Origin of the sequence: Streptomyces lushanensis (genome assembly GCF_001700515.1) — a bacterium.
Taxonomy (GTDB): Bacteria; Actinomycetota; Actinomycetes; order Streptomycetales; family Streptomycetaceae; genus Streptomyces; species Streptomyces lushanensis.
Genome location: NZ_MAUD01000465.1, coordinates 1 through 13,057, shown reverse-complemented (window position 1 = coordinate 13,057; position 13,057 = coordinate 1). Strand labels below are relative to the sequence as shown.

The 13,057-nt window shown below is 70.1% G+C and carries 10 protein-coding genes; 9 read left to right on the top strand and 1 reads right to left on the bottom strand.

Translation table 11 applies throughout. The features are described from left to right. The first annotated feature begins 646 nt into the window (after positions 1–646). The 7 genes from BFF77_RS29690 to BFF77_RS29660 all read left to right on the top strand — a co-directional run bounded on the left by BFF77_RS29690 (position 647) and on the right by BFF77_RS29660 (position 8,439). Positions 647–1,630 (top strand): glycosyltransferase family 2 protein, encoded by a 984-nt coding sequence (locus BFF77_RS29690; RefSeq protein ID WP_066956084.1) that lies wholly within the window; start codon positions 647–649, stop codon positions 1,628–1,630. A gap of 182 nt (positions 1,631–1,812) precedes the next feature. Further along, positions 1,813–3,312: a DUF6056 family protein gene (locus BFF77_RS29685; protein ID WP_245703790.1), complete on the top strand. Its 1,500-nt coding sequence runs from the start codon at positions 1,813–1,815 to the stop codon at positions 3,310–3,312. 36 nt (positions 3,313–3,348) lie between these two features. Then, positions 3,349–3,987, top strand: a complete 639-nt coding sequence (locus BFF77_RS29680) for a DUF6629 family protein (protein WP_066956078.1) — start codon at positions 3,349–3,351, stop codon at positions 3,985–3,987. Between the two features lie 162 nt (positions 3,988–4,149). After that, positions 4,150–4,494 carry a hypothetical protein gene (locus tag BFF77_RS29675; protein WP_066956075.1) on the top strand — a complete coding sequence of 115 codons (345 nt, stop codon included), beginning with the start codon at positions 4,150–4,152 and terminating at the stop codon, positions 4,492–4,494. A gap of 271 nt (positions 4,495–4,765) precedes the next feature. Continuing rightward, on the top strand, positions 4,766–5,533 hold the full coding sequence (locus BFF77_RS29670) for a LamG domain-containing protein (protein WP_066956073.1): 768 nt from the start codon (positions 4,766–4,768) through the stop codon (positions 5,531–5,533). 68 nt (positions 5,534–5,601) lie between these two features. After that, positions 5,602–7,497 carry a glycoside hydrolase family 15 protein gene (locus BFF77_RS29665; RefSeq protein WP_066956070.1) on the top strand — a complete coding sequence of 632 codons (1,896 nt, stop codon included), beginning with the start codon at positions 5,602–5,604 and terminating at the stop codon, positions 7,495–7,497. Positions 7,498–7,692: 195 nt separating this feature from the next. Beyond that, positions 7,693–8,439 carry a VOC family protein gene (locus tag BFF77_RS29660; protein ID WP_066956069.1) on the top strand — a complete coding sequence of 249 codons (747 nt, stop codon included), beginning with the start codon at positions 7,693–7,695 and terminating at the stop codon, positions 8,437–8,439. 19 nt (positions 8,440–8,458) lie between these two features. On the opposite strand, the gene BFF77_RS29655 is transcribed toward BFF77_RS29660, so the two are convergent. Beyond that, positions 8,459–9,589, bottom strand: a complete 1,131-nt coding sequence (locus BFF77_RS29655; RefSeq protein ID WP_066956087.1) for a DUF475 domain-containing protein — start codon at positions 9,587–9,589, stop codon at positions 8,459–8,461. 158 nt (positions 9,590–9,747) lie between these two features. On the opposite strand from BFF77_RS29655, the gene sthA reads away from it, so the two are divergent. Then, positions 9,748–11,151 carry a Si-specific NAD(P)(+) transhydrogenase gene (gene sthA, locus BFF77_RS29650; RefSeq protein ID WP_066956067.1) on the top strand — a complete coding sequence of 468 codons (1,404 nt, stop codon included), beginning with the start codon at positions 9,748–9,750 and terminating at the stop codon, positions 11,149–11,151. Positions 11,152–11,716: 565 nt separating this feature from the next. Next, positions 11,717–13,057 (top strand): ATP-binding protein (locus tag BFF77_RS29645; RefSeq protein ID WP_245703788.1); only part of this gene is annotated, 1,341 nt, incomplete at its 3' end.

Genomic DNA, 13,057 nt, shown 5'->3' with positions numbered 1-13,057 from the left:
GACGGCCGGTGCAGGGGATTGACGACGATGACCGAGTGTGTCAGCGAGAACTCGGTGGGCACGCCGGGTTCCGGCATCGGCATGAAGTCTCCCGAATCAAGTGGGGGGTTGACCGGCGGGTAGCTAACTCGCGGGTAGTTAACTGGCCTGGCTTCCTCGGGGTCAAACGGTCACACTGCGCAACTCGTGACACTGCGTCGATGAGTAATCACGCCACGTAGTGGAAGATTTTCGATGAGCCGACAGCAAAGGGACGTTTTTCAAGGACGCCATCCAGGGCTCACGTGCGCGATATCGCGCTGTCATGCCCATGAAATGCAGACTCTACATTCGAGTCCGCGACTGTGCCGAAGGTCACAACGGCACCGAAGCCCATTCGACCGTCCGACGGTAGCGCCTACGGGGCGTGACACCTAGCCCCCCGACCGACACCGAAGCACATCCTTCCGGCACCTGCGCCGATCGCGGAGAAACGCCTCGGCGGGATGGACGCCATGCCGTCCTGACGCTTGAGAGGCAGATCGATAAATTCTATGGTGCGGATCACGGAGCAATCGCTCCCGACAACACTCGCCGAACGGTGGGCATTTCATCCGGGCCGAGACGGATCGAACACCCGTATCACGGGACACGAAATGAGATGGCCATGCTTCAGGTATCGATCGTCGTACCGTGTTTCAATGAGAACGAGGTGATCGGGGCCTTTCACACCGCGCTGGTCACCACCCTCGAACCGACCGGGCAGACGTTTGAGATCTGCTATGTGGACGACGGCAGCGAGGACCGGACCGGACAACGACTGCGCGAACTCGCCGGAAACGATCCGCGGGTCCGCTACACCTCGTTCAGCCGCAATTTCGGCAAAGAAGCCGCCATGCTCGCCGGGTTGCGTATGTCCCGGGGCGGGGCAGTGGTTCTCATGGACGCCGATCTCCAGCATCCTCCCGAGCTCGTGCCCCGCATGCTGGAGTTGCACCGGCACGGTTACCACCAGGTGGTGGCGCAGCGCGACCGGGCGGGCGAAGGCGTCCTGCGCACGGGACTCAGCCGCCTCTACTACCGACTGGTACGCCGCTGCATGGATGTCCAAGTGGTCGACGGAGCAGGGGACTTCAGACTTCTGTCACGTCACGCGGTGAACAGCGTGCTGGCGCTGCCGGAGAGCAACCGGTTCTCCAAGGGGATCTTCTCCTGGATCGGCTTCGAGACCGTGAGTTTCACCTACCGCAATGTGCAAAGGGCCGCCGGAACCTCCAAATGGGGCGGCCGGAATCTGCTGAACTACGGTATCGACGGACTGCTCTCCTTCAACAGCCGTCCGCTGCGTCTGGCGATCCACACCGGCCTCTGGCTCTTTCTCTCCGCGCTTCTCTACGCCTTCTGGATCATCGCGAATGTCGCACTCAACGGGGTCGACGCGCCCGGTTTCACCACGCTGATGACGGCCATCGTGGCGCTCAGCGGAATCCAGCTCGCGACGCTCGGTGTCATCGGTGAATACGTGGGGCGGATCTATCACGAGGCGAAGCGCCGTCCGCACTATGTGGTGCGGGAGACGGACGAATCCCGCGCGTCCGTGCGGGGCCGCCCGTCCGCGACGTCCGTCGGGCAGGCGCGCTCGGAGGGTTGATTTCGGCCACCGTGTCCGGCCGGCGTGCCCGGGACGGTTCGAATCACAGGCGAAAGGCAGTGGTGCACATGGCCGCGGGCGCTTCGAACGTCACCATCCCCGGACAGCAGGGCGGGAAATCCCCCCAAGAACCGGACAACGGCCGCGAAACATTTGTACGTTCGCCGATCAAATTCTGGGTGATGGTTCTCCTGCCCCTGCCTCTCGCTCTTCTCGGTACGGCTTCATGGCTCGGCGGTTATGTCCGTCCCAGTGCCGACGAGTGGTGTTTTCTGCCCACGGTGCGGGACAACGGTATTTCCGGGCTGGTCGAGAAGTTCTATACCGTGGACAACGGACGGGTGGGCAACGGCCTGCTGGTGGGGCTCTACACCGCGTCCGGGCCCGCCGGCCATCAGTGGTTCGCTCCGGTCAGCGCCGTGGCCGTGCTGGGTGTGCTGTGGGCGGTGACCGTCCTGCTGCTGCGCGCGGCGGGACGGACGGCGCCGCGCGGGGTTCCGCCGCTCGTGGCGTCGATGGTCACGGTGGTCTTCCTGCTCGCGACCCCCAACACCTACAAGACGTTCTACTGGCCCGCCTCCTCCGTCTCGCACACGGTCGCGCCCGTGCTGGCCTGTGCCGCGGCGGTTCCGCTCCGGTGGGCACGCTCGCGCGGGGCCGGAGCCCGGGCCGCCGCCGTCACCGTCGCGTTCCTGGCCGGATGCCTCACCGGCACGCTCTCGGAGGAGTCGTCGGTCGTCGCGCTGGTGGTGCTCACCGCCGTTCTTCTGCTGAGCGGCAGCATCTTCACCGCACGGGTACGGGGATACGCGCGCCTGTGGTGTCTGGCCGGTCTGGCCGGGACGACGACCGGCGCGCTGGTCCTGCTCACCTCCCCCGGCTCGCGCAACCGCCGCGAGCGCTTCGGCGCGGACACCACCTCGGCGATCGCCCCGGACTCGCTGCTGGGATCGCTGCGCGCGTTCCTGGAGATCCTCGGCACGGTCCTGACCACCTGGCAGTACCTCGGGGCGGTCGCGGCGGGAGTGCTGCTCGGGCTCACGGCCGGATCCCGGACAGAGGCCGGGGCCGGGGTGGAGGCGGGGGCCGGGACCGAGGCCGGACACAGGGCGGGAACCGCTCCGGTGCTGCTGCCGTGCCGGCCCGTCCTTCTGGTCTCCGCGGGCACGGTCACCTTTCTTGTCGCCGGATACCTCTGCACCGTGATCACCTATCCGCTCTTCGGCCCCCGGGTGACCGGCACGTCGCGCACCTGGAACGACCACCTCCTGCTGTACGTGCTGCTGCTCACGGGAATCGGCGTCCTGCTGGGACGGGCCCGGGCACGCACATCGACGAGGAGAGCGACACGGAGACCGGGACGGGCGCGGGCGCGGCGGGCGGCCCCCGCGGCCGTGACGGCGGCGGTCTGTGCCGCGGTGTGCGCGGCGGTGTGCGTCCAGCTCTCCTTCCCGCTCGGCCGGTTGGGTCATGAGATGCGCGTACGGGCCGAGCGCTGGGACCGCCAGGATCTGTGGCTGCGCGACCGGGCGGCGGCGGGCGCGCGGGTCCTGCCCTACGCACGGCTGCCGATCAGCGGAATGGAAGAACCGTTTCGCGGCCCGGGCCGACGGACCTGGCCGGCCGGGTGCGTCGCCGACCACTACCGTCTGGAGCGGATCACCGACGCACGCACGACCTGACGATTCATCGGTTCCGAGAGATCCGGGGTGGCCCTCATGTGCTGGAGCTCGACGGCCGATCTCGTGGCGGGCACCGGGATCGCGGTGGTCGGGGCGGTCTGTGCGGCGCGGGTGCGGCACCCGCGCGAGCTGCCGCTCGCCTCGCTGCCGCTGCTTCTCGGAGTCCATCAGGGCGTCGAGTCCGTCGTCTGGCGCGGCGGCGGAGGAACCGGCCCGGCCACCCTGGTGTGGGCCGTGATCGCCCTGCCCGTCCTGGCGGTGTGGGTGCCGCTCGGCGTACTGCTCGCCGCGCCGCGCGAAGCACGGAGCCGGCTGACGGTCCCGCTGCTCGCGGGAGCGGCGACCGCGGCGGTGCTCGCGTACTGCCTCGCCACCCGGACCGTACGGGCCGAGATCCGCGGCCACACCCTCGGCTATGCCGTCGACGTACCGTACGCGCCCGTGGTCGTCGCGGGCTATCTCGTCGCCACCCTCGGATCGCTGCTGCTCGGCGGCGACCCGTTCGTACGGCTGCTCGGCGCGGTCGTCACCTGCGGAGCGCTCCTGTGCGCGGTGCTGTGGCGGCTGGAGTTCCTCTCCACCTGGTGCGCGCTCGCGGCGGTGGCCTCCGTCCTGCTGCTCCTGCGGATACGGCGGCCCGTGGACGCCGATCCGCCGTCCGGCGCGGAGGGCTGAGATGCCGTCGGGCCACCGGCGGCCGGGACGCCCGGTGCGATGAACAGGCCGGGCGAGTTCCCCGTATCTCTCTGCGCACCGTCTCTCCGCGCACCCCGTGTGTGATGCCCGGCCTCCCCGCCAGGGTGGGCCCATCTCGAGACCCGAGGACAGGACCAGCCCATGAACGACTCCGTCAACGCTCCTCTCCAGGCCCTTCCCGACGGGGAGGCCGAACTCCGTCTGGTGGTCCGTCTGCCCTGGGAGGACGTCGCCGCGCTCGGTCAGGAGGCCAGTCGGCTGGCGGCCCAGATGCAGCGGCCGGTCGGGCTGGACGAGGCGGCGAGCCATCGGCTGCGCACCCGCTCCACCGGCCACGCCAAGCCCGCGCAGGACTGGCCCGTCACCGCGCCGTCCACGGTCTCGGCGCTCACGGCGCGTACGCCCGGGGAGCATGCCCGGCAGGCGATCGAGAAGATCAACGGGACGGGCGCCGCGGAGACGGGAAGCGCGCAGACGTCCGCCTGAGCACGGACCACCGCCCGCGCGGGCCGGGACCCTCGCGGATGCGCCGTCCGCCCCTCCCCCTCACCGCTCGCCGATGTGCCGCCCGCCCGTCCCTCACCACCAGTGGGGGACGGTCCGAACTGAAGGTCGCCCGTGTCCACGTGACACGTCGCTCGTGGTGCCCGCCCCGGCTCCCTAGCATGGTGAACAGCCGTGGTTCCGGGCTCTCCCGGCGGGCGGCCGGGGGGCCGTGTGCCCCGAGACGATCTCTGCTCCGGGGAAGAGGGACACCATGAGCCGCCAAGGATCCGCGCTTGTGGAGTGGCTCACCCGAAGGCTCAGGCCCTGGCCCCGGCCTTCCGTACCCGCTCCCGGCGGTCCGCCGCCCTGGACCGGCCCCGTCTGCTTCACCGCCGACTTCTCCTCCGAGGAGCAGTGGGTCGCGGGCCGCACCTGGGCGTATCCGGACGGCGGTCCGACCAATCCCGGGGACAACAAGCTCGACCATCTCGTGCCCGACGCCGAGTACAGCCGCACCGGCACCTTCCGCGCGACCCGCCGGCGCGACGGCTACTGGAACGCCGGTCTGCTGACCACCGAGGAGAGCGCGGAGGGCTTCACCGTACAGACCGGCGACATCCTGGAGACCCGGGTACGGCTGCCCACCGAGCAGGGCGCCTGGCCCGCGATCTGGACCTGGCGGGACGGCGGGAACGAGATCGACATCTTCGAGTACCACCCGGACAACCCCGACCTGCTCGAACTCTCCAATCGTGTGAGAGGCGGTCAGCGCTACTACACCCACCCGTCCATCGGTCCCGGCGCCCGGATCGACCTGTGCGTCGAGTTCCGGTCGAGGTCCGTCGTCTGGTGGGTCAACGGCCGGCGTGCCTACTCCGACGGCCGGGGCGTGGGCCGCGACTGGAACGCCTCACTGATCGTGAACCTCTCGGTGTGCGCGGGCCGCTACCACCCGGCGCCCGAGCCGTCCGCCACGGCCATGTCCTACGAGGTCGACTTCCTCCGCGTCCACCGGCCCGGTTTCCGGCTCCCGTCGTAGCCCCGCCGCCGGCCCCGGGCTCCCGCACCGACATGCGCGGGCGTGCCCGGTGGGCGAGACTTGGCGGGGTGAAACGTGATGATCAGGGCGATCAGGGCACCGCTGCCCCGGGCGACCCGGACGAGGGCTATCTGCCGATCGCCGAGCACGGTCTGATCGGGGATCTGCGGACCTCCGCGCTCGTCGGGACCGACGGACGCATCGACTGGTTCTGCGTCCCCCGCTTCGACTCCCCCAGTGTCTTCGCGTCGCTGCTCGACAAGGAGCGCGGCGGCTTCTGGGACATCTCACCGGTGTGCGACGGCGCCACCCGCAACCAGTTCTACTTCCCCGACACCAATATCCTGATCACCCGGATCCTCACGGCCGACGGCATCGTGGAGGTCCAGGACTTCATGCCGATCGTGCGTGAGCGTGATCCGCAGCACCGGCAGAGGCTGGTGCGCAGGGTGGTCAATGTCCGCGGCCGGATGCGGCTCGGCGTGCGGATCGCGCCGAGGCTGAACTACGGCCGCGACACCCACCGGCTGGAGCGGATCCCGGACGGCGTACGGTTCGTCGGCGACTCCCTGACGCTCTGGCTGCGGTCGTCCGTGTTCCTCGATCTCGACGCCACCGACGCCCACGCGGAGTTCGACCTCCCCGAGGGAGGGACGGCGCTCTTCGATCTCGAAACGGCCGGCGGATACGACGGTTCCGCCACCGAACCCGATCCGTGCGCCGTCGACTCGGTCGCCGCCGAGGCGCTCTTCGAGTCCACCGTCGTCTTCTGGCGCCGCTGGCTGAGCCAGTCCACCTACACCGGCCGCTGGCGCGAGATGGTCCACCGCTCGGCACTCACGCTGAAGCTGCTGACGCACGAGCCGTCCGGTGCCATCGTGGCCGCGCCGACACTCGCCCTGCCCGAACAGGTAGGCGGCGCGCGCAACTGGGACTACCGGTACGTATGGATCCGCGACGCCGCGTTCTCCCTGTACGCCCTCCTGCGCCTGGGCTTCACCCAGGAGGCACAGGGATTCATGGACTGGCTGACCGACCGGCTGCACGGCGCGGAGCCCGACGGTGACAGCGGCCCGTTGCGCGTCATGTACTCGATCGACGGACACGACACCCTTCCCGAGGAGGTGCTCGGGCATCTCGACGGTTACCGGGGCTCGCGTCCGGTCCGTACCGGCAACAACGCCAGCGTTCAGCGGCAGCTCGACATCTACGGCGAACTGATCGACTCGGTCTATCTGTTCAACAAGTACGGCGTGGGCATCTCGCACGACAGCTGGAGCGATCTGTGCGACATCCTGGAATGGCTGATGGTGCACTGGGACACCACCGACGAGTCCATCTGGGAGACCCGGGCGGGCCAGCAGCACCACACCTACTCACGGCTCATGTGCTGGGTCGCGGTCGAACGTATGATCAGGATGGCGCGTCAGCGCGGGCTGCCCGGGGACCTGGGCCGCTGGATGTCGGTCCGGGACCGGATCTACCGCCAGATCATGGCGCGCGGCTGGAACCGTCGCGAGCGTACGTTCGTCCAGCGTCTGTCGGCCGAGGACGGCGAGGAGCCCGCGGACATCCTGGACGCCTCGCTGCTGCTGATGCCCATGGTCAAGTTCGTCTCGCCCGTCGATCCGCGCTTCCTGTCCACCGTCGAGGCCATCGGCGACCGGCTGGTGGTGGACAGCCTGGTGTTCCGCTACGACCCGGAGCAGGCCCCCGACGGGCTGACCGGTACCGAGGGCACCTTCTCCATCTGCTCGTTCTGGTGGGTGGAGGCGCTCGCCAGGACCGGCGACGTGGAACAGGCACGGCTGGCGCTGGAGAAGATGTTCACCTACGCCAACCATGTGGGCCTCTACGCCGAACAGATCGGACTGACCGGCGAGCACCTGGGCAACTTCCCGCAGGCGTTCACCCATCTCGCCCTGATCAGCTCGGCGATCAATCTCGACCGCGCGATGGGCTGAGCGCACCGGGTCCCCGCCGTGGCGTACACGGTCCGTACCCGCCGCGGCGGACGCGCTCCGGAGTGCGCGGCGGCCGGGTCGGGTGAACCATGGCAGGGCAGGGGCGGGCCTGTCCGGTCAGCGGGAACGGAATGGACGAGAACCATGCGGGCAACACGACACGCGGTAGTGGGAGCTCCGTGCTGGGTGAGTCTGATGGCCCGCGATCTCCGGGCCGCCCAGGGCTTCTACGGCAGGGCCCTCGGCTGGACCTTCCGGCCGACGACACTGGGCGAGGAGTTCTGTGTCGCGCTCGCCGACGGATTCGCGGTCGCGGGCTTCGGAGCGCTGGCGACCAGTCTCCAGGCCGCGGTGACCTGGACGCCGTACTTCCTGGTGGACGACGCGGACACGGCCGCCGCCCGGGTCCGTGAGCGGGGCGCGACCATCGCGGTGGGCCCGCTGTCCATGCCCACCGGCCGCGCCACTCTCGCCGCGGACCCGGACGGTGCCGTGTTCGGGCTCTGGGAGGGCGAGACGATCCCCGGCTGGTCCGTGGGCCGGGGCAGCGGGCCCGCCCGGCTGGAGCTGCGCACGAGGGACGCCTTCGCCGCCGCCATCTTCTACGGACAGGTCCTCGTCTGGGGCTCGGACGAGCGGGAGAGCTGCGAGGTGCGCTACGAGGACCACCAGGTGAAGGTGGGCGACGGCACGCACACGGTGGCCGCGCTGCGCGGCGGAGCCGTCGAGAGCGCGCCGGACCCGCAGATCCGGCCCCGCTGGCACGTGTCCTTCCGGGTGGCCGACGTGGACAGCGCCGTGGAGGCCGCGTTCGCCGCCGGGGGCTCGATCGTCGCCGCGCCGTCCGCCGCGAACCCGGAGGTCACGGCGCGGGAGGGCACGGCGCGGGAGGCCACGCTCCGCGACCCGGACGGCGGCCTCTTCACGATCACCGGCGGCTGAGCGGCCACCGGCGGCCGGGTCACCCGGCGCGGTCGACGGCGCGTCGCCGCTCGGCCTCCCGGGCGAGACGGGTGTTGCGCCGCACCGAGGACCAGAAGGACCAGCCGATCAGCACGACTCCGACGAGGCCGGTGACGATCTCGCTGATCTGGTACTGGATGGTGACCAGGAGGATCACGGCAAGCGCGCCGATGGCGTAGTGCGCGCCGTGCTCCAGGAAGACGAAGTCGTCGAGGGTGCCCTGCCGGACCAGATAGACGGTGAGCGACCGGACGTACATGGCGCCGATGCCGAGGCCCAGTGCCATCAGCACGATGTCGTTGGTGATGGCGAAGGCGCCGATGACCCCGTCGAAGGAGAACGACGCGTCGATGACCTCCAGATAGAGGAAGGTGAAGAACGCGGCCTTCCCGGTGAGCGCGGCCACCGCGCCCTTCCCGCCGCGTCCTGCGCGCGCCCTCTCCTCGGCCTCCTCGGCCTCCTCCACCTCCTCGATGCGGTTCTCGAAGAAGCTGGAGAGCCCGGCGACCACCAGATAGGTGACGAGACCGGCGACGCCGGCGGTCAGTACCGTCTGGGCCTTGTCGGCGTGTCCGCCGCCGTGCTGGTGGGCGTGGGTGGCGACCGTCATGGCGGCGACGACCAGCACGATCAGCGCGATGCACACCGAGAGCGTCTCGACCTTGCCGAGCTTGGCCAGAGGCCGCTCCAGCCAGGTCTGCCAGGTGATCTCCCGCTCCTCGAAGAGGAAGTTGAGGAAGATCATCAGCAGGAAGATCCCGCCGAAGGCGGCGATCGCCGGATGGGCGTCGGTCACCAGCTGCTGGTAGCGGTCCTTGTCGTCGACCGCCAGTGTGACGGCCCGCACCGGGCCGATTTTGGCGGTGACCGCGACGATGAGCACGGGGAAGACGAGCCGCATCCCGAAGACCGCGATCAGCACACCGACGGTGAGGAAGATCGTCTGCCAGAAGGCGCTCATCCGCTTCAGGATCCCGGCGTTGATCACCGCGTTGTCGAAGGAGAGCGAGACCTCCAGGACGGCCAGGATCGCGACGATCCCCAGGGCGGCCCATCCGCCGTAGAGCGCCCCGGCGGCGAGACCGGCCGCGGTGACGAGAAAAGCCCATCGGAATGTCTTCAGAACCACTTCCCGGTTCATCCTCCCTGCGTACGGGCGTCCCGCCGGGGCCGCACCGGGCGACCGGACAGGAACTCACCGTAAACGATCATTGTTCGTACCGGTCGGCCGTATCAGCCGCCGGGCCCGCCCTTCCGGGAAGGACGCCCGGCTGACAGACTCCTCCCGTGCCCGACTTCGACATGCTTGTCATCGGATCAGGACCGGGCGGCCAGAAGGCCGCCATAGCGGCGGCCAAGCTCGGCCGGCGGGTCGCCGTCGTCGACCGGCCGGAAATGGTCGGCGGCGTCTCCATTCATACCGGAACAGTCCCTTCCAAGACACTGCGGGAAGCGGTGCTCTATCTCACCGGGCTGACCCAGCGGGACCTGTACGGCCAGAGCTACCGGCTCAAGGAAGAGATCACCGTCGCCGATCTCACCGCCCGTACCCAGCACGTGGTCGGCCTGGAGGTCGATGTCGTCCGCAGCCAGCTCGCCAGGAACCAGGTGACGCTGCTGCCGGGCACCGGACGGTTCATGGACGACCACACCGTGGCCGTACGGGACCTCGCCGGGCAGGACCGGCTGCTGACCGCCGAGCACATCGTCATCGCGACCGGCACCCGTCCGGCCCGCCCGGCGACTGTGGAGTTCGACGACCGTACGGTCATGGACTCCGACAGTGTCCTGAACATGGAGAAGGTGCCGCGGTCCATGGTGATCGTCGGCGCTGGCGTCATCGGCATGGAGTACGCGTCGATGTTCGCGGCGCTCGGCAGCAAGATCACTGTGGTCGAACAGCGTGACGGAATGCTCGACTTCTGCGATGTCGAGGTGGTCGAGGCGCTCAAGTACCGGCTGCGCGATCTGGCGGTGACCTTCCGTTTCGGCGAGACGGTGGCGGCGGTCGAGCGGCATGAGCGGGGCACGCTCACGATCCTGGAGAGCGGCAAGAAGATCGCCGCCGACGCCGTGATGTACTCCGCGGGCCGGCAGGGGCTGACCGATGAGCTCGACCTCGACAAGGCGGGGCTCTCCGCCGACAAGCGCGGCCGGATCACGGTGGACGAGCACTACCGCACCGAGGTTCCCCACATCTACGCCGTCGGTGATGTCATCGGCTTCCCGGCGCTGGCCGCGACCTCGATGGAGCAGGGGCGGGTAGCGGCGTACCACGCCTGCGACGAGCCGGTGAACGCGATGCACCACCTCCAGCCGATCGGGATCTACACCATTCCCGAGATCAGCTTCATCGGCCGCACGGAGGACCAGCTCACCGACGCACGCGTGCCGTTCGAGGTCGGGATCGCGCGCTACCGCGAGCTGGCGCGCGGTCAGATCGTCGGGGACGCGCACGGCATGCTGAAGCTGCTGGTGTCGCCCGAGGACCGGCGGCTGCTCGGGGTGCACTGCTTCGGCTCGGGCGCGACGGAGCTGATCCACATCGGCCAGGCCGTGATGGGCTGCGGCGGTACGGTCGACTACCTGGTGGACGCGGTGTTCAACTACCCGACCCTCGCCGAGTCGTACAAGGTCGCCGCCCTGGACGTGACGAACAAGATCCGCCAGACGGACCGTATGAGGCGCTGAGCCGCCCGGGTGGCGGTGTCAAAATCCGCCACCTCGGCCCGGCCCTCGCCGGTCCTCGGCGAAGGCACGGAAACCACGCACGGGTGATCCCGCCGCGCCCCGGTGCGCGGGCGGTCCGAGGGCCGTGTCCCCGCGTACGGGCAGGTCCGGTCCGTGACGAGCAGCGGTGGCGGCAGGACCCCGGGACGTCCCCCGGCCACGACGGCGTGTCACGGCCGCCGCCCGGGGCGCCGCACCGGCGGACAGGACCGATGGCATGTACGCGATATCCGTCCTGCCGAGAGCGGTGTCCGGGCCACTCACGCACAGGTAACGGCCGTGACCGCATGTGGCCGGGATGTGACTTCATGTGAGGGCGCCGGTTGTACGCTCCCCCGACAGCGTCCGGTGAAGAGGTAGTTCTACCCATGATCAAGCCGTATGTCCGCGCCGAGGCCGAAGGGGCCCGGCGCCCCACGCCCGTACACCCGGCGCTCATACCGGCTCTCCACCGCCTTCGCCGCCCGTGATGTCCACCGGGTGAATTCAGCCGGACCACGATTTTCAGCCAACTCGAAGGTTCTCCATGGCACGTTCCCCCGCGCCCTCTCCCCTGCCCCGCGTCTCGTCATGGCCGTGGCCGGTGACACTCGCCGTCACCGCCGCCGCACTCGGCACGGCGGTGTTCTCCCTCGCGCACGTCCATATCGGCGCGGCCCTGGCCTACGGCGGTCTCGCCGTGCTGGTGCTCTCCGCCCTGGTGGGACTGCGCGGCCGGCACCAGCACGCCGAGACCGCCGCGGCCCGTCGCGAGGCCGACTGGCACTCCCGGCTGGAGCAGCAGGCGGAGCTGGTACGGAAAGAGGTCGAGCATCTCGTCAAGGAGCGGCTGCCGGCCGCGCTGAGCAGGACGGAGATCCCGGCGCCGCCGCACCGCGGTGAGCGGCCGGCCGACCCGGTGGCCCGGTGGTTCGACCGGCTGCTGACGGAGGTCTCCCGCTCGGTCGAGCACCGCGAGGAGTCGCAGCGGCTGGCGCTCGTCGAGCTGGCGAGCCGGGTCCAGACCTCGGCGCACCGGATCCAGGCCGCGGTGACGGGGCTCGCCGACCGATATCCCGGTGACGCCGATCTGCTGGAGACCACCATGCGGGTGGACCACGCGGCCACCCAGCAGGCCCGGCACGCCCAGAGCCTGAAGGTGCTGTGCGGCGAGTGGCCGGGCCAGCAGTGGCAGAAGCCGCTGGCGCTGGTGGACGTGGTCAGGGCGGCGTCCGGCCGGATCGTGGCCTACCGGCGCATCGAGGTCACCGGAGACCCCGACATCGGAGTGCGCCCCTCGGTGGTCGAGCCACTGGTCCATCTGCTGGCCGAACTGCTCGCCAACGCCACGGAGTACTCGCCGCCGCGCACGAATGTGCCGGTGACCGTGCGTACGGTGCAGCGCGGCGCGGTCATCGAGGTGGACGACGGAGGGCTCGGCCTGGACGAGTACCGGCTCGCGGAGGCGCGCGAGATCGTCTCGGGACGGCGGCTCCTGGGCGTCGGCGAGGTCGGTGAGATCCCGCAGACGGGGTTCGCGGTCGTGGGGCGCTTCGCCGACCGGCACGGCTTCCATGTCGACCTCGGGCCGTCCCCGTACGGCGGTGTCCGCGCGGTGGTGCTGGTGCCCTCGGAGGTGCTGGAGACGCTCGCCCCCGCCGGTACCACCGTCTCCGCGCGGTCCGTGCCCCGGCCCGCGCGGGCACCCGAGGCGGTGAGCACCCCCACGACCACCGTGGCCGGTATCCCGGTGCGCCGGGCGCCCTCGGCCGCCGTGTCCGCGTCCGCCCCGGCCGTCCCCGTGTCCGCCGTGTCCGCGTCGCCGGGCCCCGTGGCCTCCGCCGCCTCCGGGCCCGCCGAATCCGCGCCGGCGACGCGGACACGGCGG